Below are 16,902 nucleotides of genomic sequence, written 5' to 3' on the forward strand. Positions count from 1 at the left end.
ACAAACACAGTTTCTTTATTCGCTTCTAAATCAGAAGTTTATTCATCTTCAAGAAGTTGTTCGACGAGGATGATCGTTTTATTTTTCAAAACCTCAATCACTCCGTCTTTGGTATGATATTCCAGCGTATCTCCGTTTTCTTTTACGATTTTCACTTTTCCTTCTCCCAGGGTCGAGATAATCGGTGCATGGTTTACCAGAACCTGAAAGCTACCCATAGAGCCGGGAACCTTCACACTTTTCACAGGACCAGAGAATACGCGGGATTCGGGTGTTACAATCTCCAGATCGAATGTTTTCATATCTTCATTCTGATTAAATCATTTGGAAATCAACCCCGGTTTATTGCATCAAAGAACAACAATGATACAATATATATAAAAAGATTCAAATCCCGAAGTTAATTTCCAAACTTGTTATACTCAACAGCCTATGCCAGCATTTTTTCACCAGCTTCGATTACCATATCGATATTACCTTTGAGGTAAAATGCCTGTTCGGGCAGGTGGTCGAGATCACCGTCAAGGATCATACTAAATCCACGGATGGTGTCTTCGATTTTCACAAACTGACCTTCGAGGCCGGTAAACTGAGCAGCGACAAAAAACGGCTGGGAAAGGAATTTCTGAATTTTACGCGCTCTTTCTACTGCGAGTTTGTCCTCATCAGACAATTCGTCCATACCCAGAATCGCGATAATATCCTGAAGTTCTTTGTATTTCTGAAGAATCTGAATCACACGCTGCGCACAGTTGTAGTGCTCATCCCCCACAATATCAGGCTGCAGAATACGGGAAGTAGATGTCAGAGGATCCACCGCAGGATAGATACCCAAAGCAGAAAGCGCACGGCTCAGCTCAGTGGTAGCATCGAGGTGGGCAAAGGTGGTAGCAGGCGCAGGGTCTGTATAGTCATCCGCAGGTACATAGATTGCCTGAATAGAAGTAATAGAACCCCTTTTGGTAGAGGTAATACGCTCTTGCATAGCACCCATTTCAGAAGCCAGTGTAGGCTGATAACCTACGGCTGAAGGCATACGTCCCAGAAGCGCAGATACTTCAGAACCTGCCTGGGTAAAGCGGAAGATATTGTCAATAAAGAACAATACATCGCGTCCTTTAGCATCTGTTTTTTTGCCGTCACGGAAATACTCCGCAATGGTAAGACCTGTAAGCGCAACTCGGGCACGGGCACCGGGAGGCTCATTCATCTGCCCAAACACCATGGTAAGTTTGGAATCAAGGAGTCCGGCATAATCAACCTTATCCAGTGCCCAACCACCAGCATGGAGGCTTTTTTCAAATTCATCTCCGTAGCGAACTACTTTTGCCTCAATCATCTCACGGAGAATATCATTTCCTTCACGTGTACGCTCTCCCACACCTGCAAATACGGAAAGACCGTCATGTGCAAGGGCGATGTTATTGATAAGTTCCTGAATCAATACCGTTTTACCAACACCTGCACCACCGAAAAGGCCAATTTTACCACCTTTAAGGTAAGGGGCCAACAGGTCGATTACTTTAATACCTGTATAAAGTACTTCCGGTTCTACAGAAAGATCTTCAAACCGTGGCGCAGAAGCGTGGATGGAATAAGAGTCTTCTCTTTGCGGCGTGCGGAGGCCATCGATAGCATCGCCGGTGACATTAAACAAACGGCCCCTGATCTCGTCTCCTACGGGAACAGAAATCGTCTGACCTTTATCGACTACAGGCATGCCGCGCTCTACCCCATCGGTAGAGTCCATAGCGATAGCTCTTACACGGCTTTCGCCAAGGTGTTGCTGTACTTCAAGTACAAGTTTACCCTGGGAACCGCGATCGATTTCCAGTGCATTCAGAATTTTGGGGAGCGAGGACCCCTCTCCGCTGAAATCAACGTCAATGACTGGACCGATAACCTGGGATACTTTTCCGATATTGACTGTGGAATCTGCCATTATATAAGATATTCTTTAGTTGTATGAATGGTTACCAAAAAAATCGTCGCAAGTTACACCCGTAAGACCGAAATAACAAGTAAAACCCGGGCTAAAAGTGTGGGTTGAGCCGGTATTTTTAGCTTATTTTATACATGCTGGTTACTTATGCTGGTAGTGGCAGAACGAATAGAATTATTCATTGAGTTCCCATACATTGACCGGGCCGATCAGTCCTGCCGGAAGGGTCATGGTTTTGCTGCCGGTAAATTCTTTATACTGCGATTTTCCGTCCCGGGCCATTCCCACATATCGGTTTCTTAAGGGTGGGGTAATCCAAACCTCTATGGTATTGGGGCCGGGAATCAGCCAGGGGGTAATATCAATCCTGTAAGGGGCAAAGATCAGACTGCCCACTGGTTCTGTATTTACTTTTACATCAGCCGTACCATATACCGTTCCCAGATCAAGCAAATATTTTAGTCCGGGCAAGGTATCGCCCAACTCAAAATAGGTCGTGTATAATCCTTCGGAAGAGACATAACGGAGTTTTTCCACTTCCCGCCATTCAAAAAGTGTTGTGTCTTCGAAAATAATTTCTCCATCAGGTACATCTGCCCCGGCAACGATCAGATCCCAGCGGCTAAGGCTTCGGGTATTCACATTGCGGTCGGTAATCAGGCTTCGGTCGGCAAGACCAACAGGTTTAATGAGTGAATCCTGAAGCGGAGGGCCCTTTTTGCAATAAAGAATCGCAGATCCATATGCTTTCAGATACCCCTGATATCGTTGATCATGGAAGGGTTTTGCTTCGTGGATTTTGCCCAGTACAGGATCCAGCCAATATACATGGTCATATTTTTCGTTGACCATAATCTCAAAAAACCTGTCTTTATTCAGGGTATTGCTGTAAAATACAAAGGCGCTGCCATCGGCCATTTTTCGCCTTGTATGCTGTAGAAAACTATATGAACCTGCATACGCAATATCCTGTCGCAGGGGAAATCCGGTGAGGTAGTTGATCATATCCTCCGGTGTACGAATCGTAGCCGGGGTAATGATTTCCCGAAGGTACCTGGATATCATCAGGTCGTTTTCTTCGTAGTTGTAAAATCCGGGTTGTTTTTGGGGGGGATCTCCGCAAATAATAATCCGCGCGCCCTGGTTGGCCAGAAGGGTAATATGTCTTGCCGAAGGTGCTTCTATCGATGGTGCCTCCAGCAAGAGCAGTGCCTGGAACTTATTGCCGCGTATTTCCATTCCCTGCTCCTCCAGATGAATATCCTGAATCGAGCCGTCATTTATCCAATGCCAGGTCAGGCCTCTGTTTTCAATTTCTCTGATGACAGGCCAGACTTTTGAAAGCCAAAGGGCTTCAGGGCTCTGTGTTGTCCATGGGGTAGAAACAGGTGGGGCTCCCTGCGGATCAAGCCCCGCAACTTTCCCCAAAAAATACTGCTCCTGATGGTCATTTGCGCCCGAAAACGAAGCGGGAAATCCTAAAAACGGATAATAGATCAATATGTCTGTCTCTGGCTTCCCCTGTCTCAATACATATTGGCAACGACTAATGTATCGGTTCATCGCCTGCTGGTGGCGCCAGTATGGGCTTATTTCAGAGATAACCGATGAAAAACTAATGGGATAAATACTACTGATAAATGGTTGCCAACCCGTTTCTCCATAGTTTTTATCCTTTTCCCGATAGGGTGAGCCATGAAACACCACCTGATTGATACCGGAGGCAAATAGCTTGTCAATGCCGATTTTCATTCTCTGTGGCGACATGACAAAACCCATATCCTGATGTACCAATGCTTCTGCACTGATCATCGGCCGGTTGTACAGCAGCGCGCCGGAAGTAGCAATTTTCAAAAACATGCTTGTCCCTCCTGCATATAGCTGCTCTGTTTCGGGAATGTCAGCTACGCCTGCTGCACGGATTAAATCTGTCTCCATTCCATAGGCCTGTACGCGGTTGCGAAGATGATTTTTCTTTGCCCAATGGTCTGAAGGAAGCAAAAACCGCTCAAAAAACAGTTCCGATACCGTCCGGGAATAATCGTAACGGATCCGGCTGTCCTCCGGGGTAATGACATATTCCGGATATGTCTTTACCGCTGCTACATCAAACAAAAAGTTGTCTCTTCCAGGCTGGAGAACAACCGGAAGGTAGGGCACCAGATCATATCCCCGCCTTTTCTGAAATTCCGCCAGAAAGTCGTCTGTAAAATGCCGGTCTGCCTTAAACTCAAAGCTGTCATTGAAAATACCGCGAAGTCCATGGCCAAAATGCCGGCCCAAACGGGTACGTGTTCCAAAAAGGTATTGATAGTTGGCGATTACTTTTGCGGAGTCAAAATGATCTACGACAAATCCGGGAGTGGCTTTTGCGTGCAAAATCGGCCTTTCTCCTACGGGCATTCCATATACAGCGATGATCTTCCAGTATCCTTTGGGGGCATCCCACACGAGCCGGTTGTGATCAGTAATAAATTCATCCAGCAAAAAAAGTGAGTCTGGGTTAAGCTGAACAAAATCTGTAAAATCCATGGCCACAAAGGTCCTCGACTCCTTTTTTGTTCTTGACCCAATCAGGGTAAGCAGGCGCGCTTTCTCCGGGAAAAAATCGACTATATTATTCCATTCGCCCCCCATATACTCCTCCAGTCCTCCAAGCAAATAATACGCGCCCGGCATCCGGGGCTTCGGCAAGGATATTTCTATTTTTTTCCCGCCCAGAATATGGGACTCTCCAAACGCCAAAGTTTTCAGATTGTCTTCCAGCGAAATCTGATTACCGCCCGAAGGCCAGCCCGAACCGGCATTCAGATCGATCTGTAACCCGCGTTTTTGGGCCATTGTGAGTACGATGTTCAGATTTTCATAAAAAATATCGGTATCGTAGGTAAAAGTTTTGCCATTGGTAATCGTCTCTGGCAACATACCCGCCGTAAATGGCTGGATTTCCATTCCACCAAATTCCTGATCGTAAAACATCTGCACTTCCCGGATGAGCTCTAGCCGATCGACATTATTGCCAGGCCACCACCAGCGGGTCCATGGACGATAGCCGACCGGCGGATGGGAAAAAGAGTCTGGATGAAAAACATTGTTAAAATCTGCCATACGAACCACCGCAGCGGTACTGTCTGTAAGCAAACTATCACCCAGATATTGAATTACAGAAGCTGATAAACTGTCTCCGCTTGCTGACGTTCCATAAGCACGCACGCGCACAGCATGAATCCGGAAAGCGATCCAGATCATACCCGCTAATACAATTACTGCGAAGGCTATTGCCAAAAATTTCAGAAATGCTCTGAACATGCCTGTTGGGTTTCGGCTAAAATTACAAAATGCCGAAATATATACAACAATTCTCTGAGGGACTTTATTTTTCTACCTCCCGGAATATAAGGGGAAACTGAAGGTCTGCCTCTTTAGAATGTAAGACAAGTGCGGCGCCTAATGCGGTCCCCTGCCCCATTTCTGCTACAAACACCTTTCTTTCCGGAAACCTTCGGGCGATCATTCGGGTGAATAAAGTATTTTTCGCAAAACCTCCATCAATGTAAATTTCGCCCGGAGGCGTATGCCCCTCTACCAGTCGGATTGATTGAGTCTGCAGCCCTGACAAATCCCATAATAGCTGGTAATAAGCCGATTCGAAGGACTTAAACGTTGACAAATCCCAGATTCTGTTCTTCAATTCAGGCTCAGGGCCTGTTCCAGCCATAGTTTCGGGTTGTAAGGAGTTTATGGTTCCGCCCGCTACCACGGACTGAAAGATTTCCTCCCTCCAGTTGAGTTCGCGGGCAAATCCCGGGCTGGTATCAAAATGTGCGGCAATTCGCGCCAACTGGTAATCATGCTCATTGCCCAAAAATAGCCGGGCTGATTTTACCGGATGGCCTTCGAAGGTCAGGTAGGACAATACATCCCGGTTCAATTCAGCTTCTGTAAGCGGCTGGCTGTTGAATGGATTCATCGCAATGCTCCATGTGCCGGTAGAAAGGAGCAAAAACTGGTTGGGGATTTTTAGCAGATAGGGTACCAGCGCCGCAGAACTGTCGTGAATGCCGGGACCCAGGCTGAGTGATTTTCCTTTAAAATTAATTTTCTGCGATTGATCTGAAGGGAAAAGTGGCGGCAAAACCCGTTGCACGGCTTCATTATCAACCCATGCGTGTAGTTGGTTTTGGGTAAAATCCCACAAACCCGTATGACAACCAGTTCCGGTAATTTCGTTTACCGCTTTGCCTCCAAGCAAGAAGCTCACATATTGTGGAAGGTGCAGGGAAAACTGGATTCGGGAAAAGATATCCGGCTGCTCATATTTCAAACGGTAAATCTGCAGGCCCGAGTTGAGCATTCCCAGATAAGGCGAAGCCGTACGTGCTGAAAAGGAAGCCTGAGGTCCGTAACTTTCAAAAAATTTTGCTTTAAGCGCTTCCGGATAGGGTTTGAGATAATTGTACAGCGGCGTAACTGCATGTCCCATCGCATCTATGTGGACAAAACTTGCCCCATAAGCAGAAACATTGAGCTCGGTGATTTCCAGACCGGAATGAAAAAAAACATCTTCAAAGGTTTCTCTCACCCAATGTTTTAGCTTTAGCAGGTCATCGGAAGGAAACCCATCTTCGTCAGGCAATTCTTCAAACTGCACCGATTTTTCATAAACTACCGACCAGTTTTTGTCAAAAACGAGGAACTTCTTATTAGTTTTTCCAATGTCAAAAACTGCATACATATCAGCGGAAATTACAAACCGGTAGCAATCGTATTGTGTCCTCTTTCGGCGATCAGTTTCTCTCTGATTTTCAGTTCGCGGAAACAAGCAATCGGAGAAATGGCTCCCCCTGCCCGAAGTCTGGCTTCTGCCAGCAAAGGTCGTAAATCGGAGCGAAAGGCATGTTGCAGTACTTCCTGTGCCATCACCGGGTCATTGGTTTCCTGTGCAAAAGATAAGGCTTCACGATCAGTCAGCAGTGCCTGCGCATATGCGAGACGAATCGCTTCGACAGATTGCATCAGGTCTTCCAACGGGTCTTTCACATTATGACTGGCATCGATCATCCAGGCCAGAGGAGGATTTTTTGAATCAACAGCTTCCATTCCCTGCACCAATTCATTAAAAATCAGGTACAATTGATAAGGCTTAATGCTTCCCACAGTAAGGTCATCATCCCCGTATTTTGAATCATTAAAATGAAACCCGCCCAATTTGCCCTCCATCATCAGGGTGGCGACGATCTGCTCGATATTGGTATTGGGCAAATGGTGCCCCAGATCCACCAGCGTGAAGGCTTTGGGGCCGAGTTTATTGGCAAACAGGAAGGAGGTCCCCCAATCCTGTACGACCATACTGTAAAAATTCGGTTCGTAGGGTTTGTATTCTACATACATTTTCCAGTCGTCAGGCAATTCGCGATAGATTTCTTCCAGAGATCTGTATGTACGCTCAAACGCCGAACGAAAGTTGAGTTGTCCGGGAAAAGTCGAGCCATCTGACAACCAAACAGTTGTAGCAGTAGATCCCAGGGCCTCACCGTAGCGAATGACCTCAATATTATGCTCAACAGCCTGTTGCCTGACAGCTGAATCTGTATGACAAAGCGAGCCAAACTTATAGGAATGTGTTTGGTTGGGCTGATCCTGAAAGGTATTGGAATTTACGGCGTCAAACCGGAGGCCCAGCTCTTTTGCCAGGCGGCGGATATGACCGGGGTTTTCAGGGATATCCCATGGAATATGCAGAGAAATAGCACCTGCTGCCTGGCTGAGGGCGTGAATGACCGCCACATCCTCCATTTTCTGCTCCAGGTTTGCGGGTTCTCCGCCTCCGGGAAAACGCCCGAAGCGCGTTCCACCTGTGCCCAACGCCCATGAAGGGATAGCGATCTGGAACTGCCCGATTTTTTCGAGCAGTTCCTCCACATTTATGCCGGCAGTAGAAAGAACTTCCGCAAGAAATTCAAATTTCCGCTGATGGTCTCGTTGATACTGAAGATTAATCTCCTGTATGCTGGTAGTAGTTATCCGCATAATCAACCCAATTATTTGACAAAAAATCTTTACCGCAAAAATCCCTGCGCAAATCCACCATCGACGTTCAGCACATTGCCCGTACTTTTATTTAAAAGGCCACCGACAAAAGCAAATACACCATTGGCAATATCTGCCGGAAGGATGACTTCATTCAACAGCGTGCGTTTGGCATAGAAAGCGGGAAGTTCTTCCAGCGGTACACCATACGCTTTGGCTCTTTCCTGTGCCCATCCACCCTGCCAGATATGGCTGCCTTCGATGACGGCATCGGGATTAATGACATTCACCCGTATTTTGGCGTCGCCAAGTTCTGCGGCAAGTAATCGGCTCATATGCAACTGCGCAGCTTTCGCTGAGCCGTAGGCCGCGTTTTTGGGGCCCGCAACTACTGCATTTTTGCTGGCGATATTGACAATGTCACCGCCGGTTCCCTGGGTTTTCATAATCTTCACCCCTTCGCGGCTTACGAGAAATTGTCCTTTGACAATCACATCGTAGAGAAGATCCCATTGTTCTTCGGTATATTCTTCCAGTGAACGGGAAATGGACAGACCCGCACAATTGACAATAATATCCACTCCGCCAAAAGCCAGACAAGCAGCGTCATATGCAGCATTTACGGAATCAGCACGCGTAACATCCAGTGTAACAGCGACGGAAGCATCTCTTCCATATTTTTTCAGAAATTCTTCTTTGGTGGCTTCCAGTCTTACAGGATCAAGGTCATTGAGAACCACACAAGCCCCCTCTTTCACAAATTTTTCGGCGATGGCCTTACCGATTCCCCCAGCACTGCCTGTGATCAACGCAATCTTTCTGGAAAGCGGTTGCTCGGCGGGCATGCGTTTGAGTTTGGCTTCTTCGAGCAGCCAGTATTCGATGTTAAACGCTTCCTGATGCGGAAGAGAAGTATATTCGGAGATGGCCTCTGCCCCCCGCATGACATTGATGGCATTGACATAAAACTCACTGGAAACACGGGCGGTCTGCTTATTTTTGGCAAAGGTAAACATACCGATTCCAGGCCAGAGAAGCACCACCGGATTGGGGTCCCGCATCGCGGGGCTATTGGGATGTTTACAGGTATCGTAGTAATCCGCATACCCTTTGCGATAGTGCTCAAATGCAGGCTCCAGCTGTTTTTTTATTGCTTGGGGATCGCTCAAATCTGCGTTGGCAGGAAGATCAAGCACCAGCGGGGCAATTTTTGTGCGGAGGAAGTGGTCTGGGCAGCTTGTTCCCATGGGAGCAAGTTTGCTCAGATCGTGGCTGTTGATAAATTCCAGTACCCGGGCATCATCGGTAAAGTGGCCGACCATCCGGTTGTAGCTGGAGCAAAGGCCACGGAGAACGGGCGCTATTTTCGCGGCCTGTTTTTTTCGGTCCGTTTCAGCGGAAGCGGTGATTTTTGCACCCCCAAATACGGGGCGGGATTTCCCTGCTTTGCTTTCGATATACAGAGAAGCTTTTTCAATCACTTCCAGGCTGTTGATATAGCTCTCGTAAGCGGTATCACCCCAGGTAAACAAACCGTGACTGCCCAGCATAATCCCGCGTATAGCCGGGTTTTCTTCGAGACACTCAGCGAGTTGAAGGCCCAGATCAAAACCCGGACGCTGCCATTTCACCCAACCGATCTGACCTTCAAAAAGATCCTGGGTGATCTGTCGGCTGTCTTTTGCAGCAGCAATCGCGATGGCTGCATCAGGGTGCAGGTGATCGATATGTTTAAAAGGAAGAAATGCGTGGAGCGGCGTATCAATAGAAGGAGCGGCCGATTCGAGATCATACAGACAGTGGTAAAACAGGCCGACCATTTCGTCTTCATGTTCGAGTCCACGGTAGACATTTTCCAGACTGCGGAGTCTGTCAACGTATAATCCGGCAAGGCCCTTTCTTTTGAGAGAACCAATATCGCCGCCGGAGCCTTTGATCCACATCACCTCAACATTTTCTCCGGTGATCGGGTCTTTTTCTATTGTTTTACAGCTCGTATTCCCTCCGCCAAAATTGGTAATACGAAGATCCGCTCCCAGGATATTGGAGCGATACAGCAGAAGGCCGATTTCATCACCGGCGAGCGATTCGGCAATGGATTCATCCCAAAGGTAATCCACATGCTTAAATTTTTGGGCAGTATGCATAAAAGGAAAATGTAATCGTGATTTATATTGAGATCATCAAAATTATTCTGAATCCCCGCAAAACCCATTCTGTGCTATGCTATTCCGTGGGCAGCATTGTCAAGAAACCAGTACAATTTTCCTGCAACTGGTTGAATATAAGCCGCCGGATAAATATGAGATTGTGGCATTTTCCGCATAATTTCTGATACTTTCTCTGCTTTGCTTTTTCCGGTAACCAAAAACGCTACCCGGGCAGATGCATTGATTACTTTCCCGGTGAGTGTAACGCGTTTTTGTCCTGAATCAGGATGGGTGGCGACTGCACAAATTGAAGGAGAACGCAACAGATAAATTTCATGAGGGAAAATGGATGCTGTATGGCCATCATCTCCCATCCCCAGCATAATCAGATCAAATACCGGCCATCCGTCTTTCTCCGGTATATATGCTTTGATTTCTTCGATATATTCTGTTGCAGCCTTTTCCGGAGAAATTTCGCCCTTCACCCTATGGATGTTTTCCTCCGGAATAGCAATATGATCCAGAAGAAAAGTTTTGGTCATACCATAGTTGCTCTCCGCATGATCGGGTGCGACAGACCTTTCATCACCCCACCAGAGATGGATACGCTCCCATGGAAGAAAGTCGGCAGGGAGAGAAGCCAGATACTGAAAAAGAATTTTGGGTGTACTGCCTCCCGAAAGCGCCAGATGGAAGGGTTGATCACGGATCGTCCATTTCTGCAATTTGTCGGCAAACGCTGCTGCTACGGAATGGGGTGTGTCAAATATCAATATGTTTGAATCAGACATAAGATTGGGTTAAATATAGAATTTTGCGGTAGCAGCAGCCGTAGTTATTTCGATATTGTGAAGTACAGTGATTTATCCCATTTTCACAACTCACAATATTTTCCGTCATCGGCCAGATTGCGACAGGGATATCGCCAGGTCAAATGTTCGCCTTCAATCATATTATCGGCGTTTTCCGGCCCCCATGTTCCGGCGGGATACCCAAATACGGGGATAGAATCATCGTGTTCCCAGGCTTTCAGAATTGGGTCTACAAATTCCCAGGCCGCTTCGACCGCATCACCCCGTGCGTAGAGGGTAGAATCTCCCTGCATAGCATCCAGGAGCAAACGTTCGTAAGCACTGGGCAGATAAGTATCGGCCAGGTCGGTGTAATGAAAATCCATATTGACATTTTCCACCTGGAAACCCATTCCCGGCACTTTCATACCAAACTTCAGCAATATGCCCTCATTGGGCTGAATACGTATCACGAGCTGATTATTCTGTACAGAAGTGCCGTCAGTTCCTTTAAACAAGCGATGAGGTGTTTCGCGGAAATAGATGACAATCTCCGTTACGCGGGTAGGGAGCCTTTTACCCGTGCGGATATAAAAGGGCACGCCACCCCAGCGCCAGTTGTCAATAAAAAATTTCATCGCAACATAGGTAGGCGTACGGGAAGATTCCGGCACACCTTTTTCCTCACGATATCCTTTTACTTCTTCGCCTTTCACCTTAGAAGCTACATATTGGCCTCTGATCACATAGTCTTTGACTTCTTCGGGGCGAATGGGCCTGATAGATTGAAATACCTTCAGTATTTCGTTGCGGATCGCAGTAGAATTGACGACTGTGGGTGGTTCCATTGCCACCATACCCACAAGCTGAAGCAAATGGTTTTGCACCATATCGCGCATAGCCCCCGATCCGTCATAATATCCCCCTCTGTCCCCTACCCCGATATCTTCTGCAGAAGTGATTTCGACATGATGGATATAATTGCGATTCCATAGCGGTTCGAAAATTCCATTGGAAAAACGGGTTACCAGCAGGTTTTGCACGGTCTCTTTTCCCAGGTAATGATCGATCCGGTATATCTGGTCTTCCTTGAGCACTTTCAACAAACTTTTGTTGAGCGCCAGGGCAGTTTCGAGGGAATAGCCAAAAGGTTTTTCGATAATCATCCGGCGCCACCCGTCTGAGTTGCGGGTAAGCCCGTGTGCTGCCAGATTGTGTGCGGCGGTTTCGTACAGGCTGGGAGGCGTAGCCAGATAGTAGATATAATTACCCATCGTATCACAGCTTTCGTCAAGTTCGGTCAGGCGAATTTTCAACCTGGCATACGATTCTACTTCCTGGGTATCTATATCACAATAATACAGAAGTGAGAGGAACTTCTCAATTGCCGCAGGTTTGTCCGTACTTTTGTTGGCAAACTTTATGATCCCCTCCTTCATTTTCTCACGGAATGCGCCATCAGTAAGCGCCGTTCTGCCCACACCCAGCACGGCAAAACAGGGAGGCAGGAGATTTTGACAAAACAGGTCATAGATCGCTGGAATCAACTTACGAAAAGTCAGATCACCGGACGCGCCGAAGATCACCAGTATTTGCGAATCTTTTGCTTTCATGGAATCAGGATTTTTTTACTGCATGGCCTCCAAACTGATTGCGCAAGGCGGCCAGCATTTTCATGGCAAAGGAGTCTTCCTGACGGGATTCAAACCGGGTAAATAACGAAGCGGTAATCACGTGTGCCGGAACATCAAAATCTATAGCCGTTTGAACCGTCCACCGCCCTTCACCGCTGTCGGAAACATACCCTTTGATACCGGAAAGGTCGGGGTCTTCTGTAAGGGCATTGCCCGCGAGTTCGAGCAACCAGGAGCGAACGACACTGCCGTGCATCCACATTTTGGAAATGGCCTGAAGGTCAAGGTCGTAGGGAGATTTTTTCATAATCTCAAATCCCTCGGCATAAGCCTGCATCATGCCGTATTCGATGCCGTTGTGGACCATTTTGACCAGGTGGCCGGAACCACTTTTGCCACAGTAATGATAGCCATTTTCAGGGGCAAGGGTTTTGATAATAGGTTGCAGAAAAGCCGCGGCTTCCGCATCGCCGCCATACATCAGGGAATAACCATTTTGCAACCCCCATACACCGCCACTTACGCCACAGTCGATATAGTGTTTTCCGGCAGCAGCAACTTTTTCCGCACGGGCAACAGAATCACGCCAGAAGGAATTACCACCATCGACAATAATATCACCGGGGTTGAGATGACTCAAAAGCGCATCAATATTGGCATCAACAGGTTTGCCTGCTGGTACCATCAGCCAGACGATTTTTCTTTCCGGCAGTTGTTGAATTAATTCTTCCAGAGAATAGGCCCCTTTGGCACCAGCGTCCATAACAGCATCAACTTCTGCTTTTACAGGACTAAACGCGACCACTTCATGCTGGTCGAGCAGGAGGCGGCGCACCATATTGCCCCCCATCTTGCCAAGGCCGATAAATCCAATTTTCATAACTAATAACTTTGGTGTTGTGAATGTCTGTACAAATTAATACTTGTATAAACCATCAGATTGTATGTCAAAAGACAATTCCGCAGTAAGTTACACGAGTTACACCAAAGGTCAGATAGAAGATTACAAAAATTTAAAATTTACTGCGAGGCTGGAGTACATACGTACTTTTTTTCCATTGACCTCACCTGGCAACCATTGGGGCATGAGGTTTACCACCCGAAGCGCTTCTTCATCGCAGCCATAGCCGATTCCTTTGATTACAGTAGCATTAGAAATCATGCCATCTCTTTCGATGACAAAGCGGACAAACACTTTCCCCTCCACCTGGTTTTGCGTAGCCAGGGTGGGATATCGAAGTTTGTCAGAAAGAAAACGATACAAAGCTGTTTCACCACCCGGAAAATTGGGCATAATGTCACCAACCGTCAACGGTTCTCTGTCATCCACCTCTTCGGAAGGAGCATTTTTGACTGCCTGAAGATGTATTTCCGGTTCGAATACATCATTTAATGAGTCTGCGTACTCTGCGTTTTCGGTAATATCTACCTGGGTACGCTGGTCGCGGATGGCTGCCACCAACAAGAGGTAATCATCCATACTCCTAAGCGTATCTACGCGTCCCGAAAGACTATCTTTCACCAGAAAACCGTTTGTATTTTCCTTGAAAATAGTAGTGATGGTCTCATCAGAAAGCTGAGAAACATCGTAGATCATCCACTTAGCAGAGCTGCCGGAATTGGCCATACCGATACCAGTAATTATCAGTGCAGTCAATGCTACACCGCCAAAGAGAAAGAGCAGTTTCTTTCTCCGAACTGCTCTTTCTTTCCGCTCTTTTTCCCGGATAAAGTCCAGGATATTTGCCTTATCTGCGCTCATTGCGTTCACCAATTAAAGCTGGAACTTTTCACGAAAATCACGATAGAATTCTTCTCCCAGAAGTTTACCAAATATCTTATGGGTCTGCGCAATCATTTCATCGTGAGAAACATCAGCGGATGTAAATCCGACAAATTTAATTTCTACATTTTTCTGAAGGTTCCATTTCCGTTTTGACACAACTAAAATGTTTTCATCCGTCAAATCTGCATGAGGAACCGCCAGTTCTCTGACTTCACGGAAAATCTGGAGGATAAACTTCAGATCGCTACTGTTAAGATCTTCCACATTTACCTTTTTGTCCAGCCCCATTTTGCCGATATGCTCCTTCAAAGTGGTTCTTTCGATATAGTCCCGGAAATAATAGAGGCCTTCTTTTGCCACCCCCAATTCACTCATTTCCATGTAGTAAGTCAACTCCTTATCGTAAAGCTTCAGAAACTGGGATACTTTCTGAGGATTGCTGACTTCTTTTGAAGAGAGCACTTTTACCACCTTAGGCTCATGATCTGCATACAGGGTAACCTTTTTAGTTGAAAACTCGCTGTCTTTCAAAGCGCCTTTGATCAGAAACAAATCATTGAGGCTCATTTTGGCTGTTTTCAGCTCTTTGAGAAAATCTCTGTTTTCGGGTTTTTCCAGCTTTACGGAGCCATTGGAAACGGGTGCAGCCACCACAGCTTCTTTCACCATTTCCTTTTCAGTTTTTTTGCCCGTGTCTTTGGTTTCAACAGAAGCAGCAACACCTACCAGTTCAGGCTGAGGCGCTGTTTTTTTCTCTGCTACAGGCGCAACGATTTCCGGTTCCGGAAGCGCTACGACCGGGAGTTCTTCAACGACTTCTTCTGCGACTTCCTCCACGACTTTTTCGTCGACGACTTCGGCTACAGGTGCTTCCACAACCGCTTCTTCAGCAACCGGCTCTTCCACCACCACTTCTTCTGCAACAGCGCTCACTTCCGGTTCGGTCACCAATTCTTCTTCAAGCTCAGCAACGACCTCTTCTGCTACGGGTTCTTCAACTGGAATTTCTTCTTCTGCCACTTCTTCTGCGGCAACTTCTTCTTCTACAACGACTGCTTCAGCAACCTGCACCTCTGCGACCGTCTCCTCCACCTCTTCAGGGAGTACAGAAGCCGTAGATTCACCTACTTCGCTGAATTCTTTTTCAAGCTCAATACTGCTCAGCACTTCGCTGATATTCCATTTGATTACCACATCCGGAATACCCAGGCTTGCACCACGGCTGATAAACATATCTTCGTAGGTCTCTTTCTGATCAGGATCGGTACATTTGGCGCGAATTTCTTCAAGCAGGAGTTCTCTTTCTTCCTTGATTTTCAGCTCAGCAGAAATTTTACGGCGTTTTTCCTCCTCCAGTCTGCGTCTTTCTTCCTCCTGACGGCGAAGTTCTTCTTCCTCACGCTTGCGGGCTTCTGCTTCCATACGAATTTTTTCGGCTTCCTGTACCTGCGCAGAGCGGAAAGCCAGACCACGCATGATCGCAAAATAATCTTCATCAGAAGAAAAATCTCCCGGACGATATAATTTGCCGTTCATGTTGAGATCTTGTTCGAGATAAGCCTGAAGGGCTTTGTTGCGAAGAAAATCTCCCAGCAGAATCACTTTCTTCACCTGTTTTTCATTCAGCGCTTCATCCCGAAGTCTGTCGCTGAGTTTTTCTTTATTGACAGTCAGCAGTTCAAAATACCGGTCTTCGGTCAGTTTGATTTCGGCCTCAAGGCTTACGGTATCTGTATTTTTAGAAACATTAAAAGTATAATCAGCCCCGGGATTGAGCAGCTGAATGGCCAGGTCGGTTTGTCCTTTTACATCTACCGACAGACCCGCAGCGGTGAATTCAGATAACAATTCGTTCAGCACATTTTCTGTCCCTGCCGATCTTCCAAAATCCTTAAATGGATAAAATTCAAAAGACTCATCCGTAAACAGGGCATCCCGGCCCAGGGTCTGCACATCCTGAGGTTCGGCATTTTCTTTTTTCAGGCTATAACACAGATTCAGATAATCATCAACGGCTTCAAGAACCAGAAAATTATCGCCATTGATGGCAGGCTGATCGCGCAGGCCATGCAAATAAGAAACGACCAGATTATCGCTATGGATAAGTTCAATTTTACTGTCAGCCCATTCATCGATGACTTCGTATACTTTTTCCTTACTGTAGTCATTCATGTCCACCGGAAAGGCCAGGGAACAAGGAGCGGGAAATTCAGCACGGTCTCCGGTAAAGGATTCGTAGGCCGTAAGGATCTGAGAGAGCGATTCTTTCAGCACTGTATGCGGAGACCGGGAATCATAATTAATATGGGTTTTCCCGTCTATGGTCAGTAGTTGGGTCCCATCTGTTTTAACGCCGGCAAGTAGTTTTTTCTTTGTAAAAATAATGCAGAGCATACCTGTCTTGGATTATTTGGGTTGGTTATTTGTATTAAGACCTAAAATCATAGCCAATTGCATGTTTCATCAAAAAGTTTCATCAAAAAATGACGTACCAGCATAGCACCAGGCATACCGGTTGGGATGAGAGAACGCGAATGACAAATGAAAGGCTAATCCACAGATAGCAGGA

11 protein-coding genes are annotated in these 16,902 nt (G+C 46.7%); all 11 read right to left on the reverse strand.

The genetic code is table 11. The features are described 5' to 3' along the window. Positions 1-38: 38 nt before the first annotated feature. Complete coding sequence (gene atpC / locus R3D00_18965; protein MEZ4775274.1) at positions 39-302, reverse strand: ATP synthase F1 subunit epsilon; 264 nt, start codon at positions 300-302, stop codon at positions 39-41. Positions 303-430: 128 nt separating this feature from the next. Further along, positions 431-1,942 carry a F0F1 ATP synthase subunit beta gene (atpD, locus tag R3D00_18970; protein MEZ4775275.1) on the reverse strand — a complete coding sequence of 504 codons (1,512 nt, stop codon included), beginning with the start codon at positions 1,940-1,942 and terminating at the stop codon, positions 431-433. A gap of 174 nt (positions 1,943-2,116) precedes the next feature. Next, complete coding sequence (locus R3D00_18975; GenBank protein ID MEZ4775276.1) at positions 2,117-5,251, reverse strand: glycosyl hydrolase; 3,135 nt, start codon at positions 5,249-5,251, stop codon at positions 2,117-2,119. Positions 5,252-5,315: 64 nt separating this feature from the next. Next, the gene (locus R3D00_18980) at positions 5,316-6,677 is read right to left on the reverse strand and encodes an FGGY-family carbohydrate kinase (protein ID MEZ4775277.1); all 1,362 of its coding nucleotides are present in this window, start codon (positions 6,675-6,677) and stop codon (positions 5,316-5,318) included. 11 nt (positions 6,678-6,688) lie between these two features. Beyond that, a complete protein-coding gene (locus tag R3D00_18985; protein ID MEZ4775278.1) occupies positions 6,689-7,972 on the reverse strand; it encodes a TIM barrel protein in 1,284 nt (427 codons plus the stop codon). Positions 7,973-8,001: 29 nt separating this feature from the next. After that, positions 8,002-10,119, reverse strand: a complete 2,118-nt coding sequence (locus R3D00_18990) for a bifunctional aldolase/short-chain dehydrogenase (GenBank protein MEZ4775279.1) — start codon at positions 10,117-10,119, stop codon at positions 8,002-8,004. A 74-nt stretch (positions 10,120-10,193) separates the two neighbouring features. Further along, positions 10,194-10,913 carry a 6-phosphogluconolactonase gene (gene pgl, locus R3D00_18995; protein MEZ4775280.1) on the reverse strand — a complete coding sequence of 240 codons (720 nt, stop codon included), beginning with the start codon at positions 10,911-10,913 and terminating at the stop codon, positions 10,194-10,196. An 83-nt stretch (positions 10,914-10,996) separates the two neighbouring features. Beyond that, a complete protein-coding gene (gene zwf, locus R3D00_19000; protein ID MEZ4775281.1) occupies positions 10,997-12,526 on the reverse strand; it encodes a glucose-6-phosphate dehydrogenase in 1,530 nt (509 codons plus the stop codon). Positions 12,527-12,530: 4 nt separating this feature from the next. Next, the gene (gene gnd / locus R3D00_19005; protein ID MEZ4775282.1) at positions 12,531-13,427 is read right to left on the reverse strand and encodes a decarboxylating 6-phosphogluconate dehydrogenase; all 897 of its coding nucleotides are present in this window, start codon (positions 13,425-13,427) and stop codon (positions 12,531-12,533) included. Between the two features lie 123 nt (positions 13,428-13,550). Further along, positions 13,551-14,309: an energy transducer TonB gene (locus R3D00_19010; GenBank protein MEZ4775283.1), complete on the reverse strand. Its 759-nt coding sequence runs from the start codon at positions 14,307-14,309 to the stop codon at positions 13,551-13,553. 12 nt (positions 14,310-14,321) lie between these two features. Continuing rightward, on the reverse strand, positions 14,322-16,727 hold the full coding sequence (locus R3D00_19015) for a hypothetical protein (protein ID MEZ4775284.1): 2,406 nt from the start codon (positions 16,725-16,727) through the stop codon (positions 14,322-14,324). Between the last annotated feature and the right edge of the window lie 175 nt (positions 16,728-16,902).

The organism is Bacteroidia bacterium, assembly GCA_041391665.1.
Taxonomy (GTDB): Bacteria; Bacteroidota; Bacteroidia; order J057; family J057; genus JAGQVA01.

What these genes read in the sequence shown, in the direction of transcription:
- atpC (MEZ4775274.1), bottom strand. Translation starts at nt 302, where the DNA reads ATGAAAACATTCGATCTGGAGATTGTAACACCCGAATCCCGCGTATTC.
- R3D00_18985 (MEZ4775278.1), bottom strand. Translation starts at nt 7,972, where the DNA reads ATGCGGATAACTACTACCAGCATACAGGAGATTAATCTTCAGTATCAA.
- gnd (MEZ4775282.1), bottom strand. Translation starts at nt 13,427, where the DNA reads ATGAAAATTGGATTTATCGGCCTTGGCAAGATGGGGGGCAATATGGTG.
- R3D00_19015 (MEZ4775284.1), bottom strand. Translation starts at nt 16,727, where the DNA reads ATGCTCTGCATTATTTTTACAAAGAAAAAACTACTTGCCGGCGTTAAA.
- R3D00_18980 (MEZ4775277.1), bottom strand. Translation starts at nt 6,677, where the DNA reads ATGTATGCAGTTTTTGACATTGGAAAAACTAATAAGAAGTTCCTCGTT.
- atpD (MEZ4775275.1), bottom strand. Translation starts at nt 1,942, where the DNA reads ATGGCAGATTCCACAGTCAATATCGGAAAAGTATCCCAGGTTATCGGT.
- zwf (MEZ4775281.1), bottom strand. Translation starts at nt 12,526, where the DNA reads ATGAAAGCAAAAGATTCGCAAATACTGGTGATCTTCGGCGCGTCCGGT.
- R3D00_18990 (MEZ4775279.1), bottom strand. Translation starts at nt 10,119, where the DNA reads ATGCATACTGCCCAAAAATTTAAGCATGTGGATTACCTTTGGGATGAA.
- R3D00_18975 (MEZ4775276.1), bottom strand. Translation starts at nt 5,251, where the DNA reads ATGTTCAGAGCATTTCTGAAATTTTTGGCAATAGCCTTCGCAGTAATT.
- pgl (MEZ4775280.1), bottom strand. Translation starts at nt 10,913, where the DNA reads ATGTCTGATTCAAACATATTGATATTTGACACACCCCATTCCGTAGCA.
- R3D00_19010 (MEZ4775283.1), bottom strand. Translation starts at nt 14,309, where the DNA reads ATGAGCGCAGATAAGGCAAATATCCTGGACTTTATCCGGGAAAAAGAG.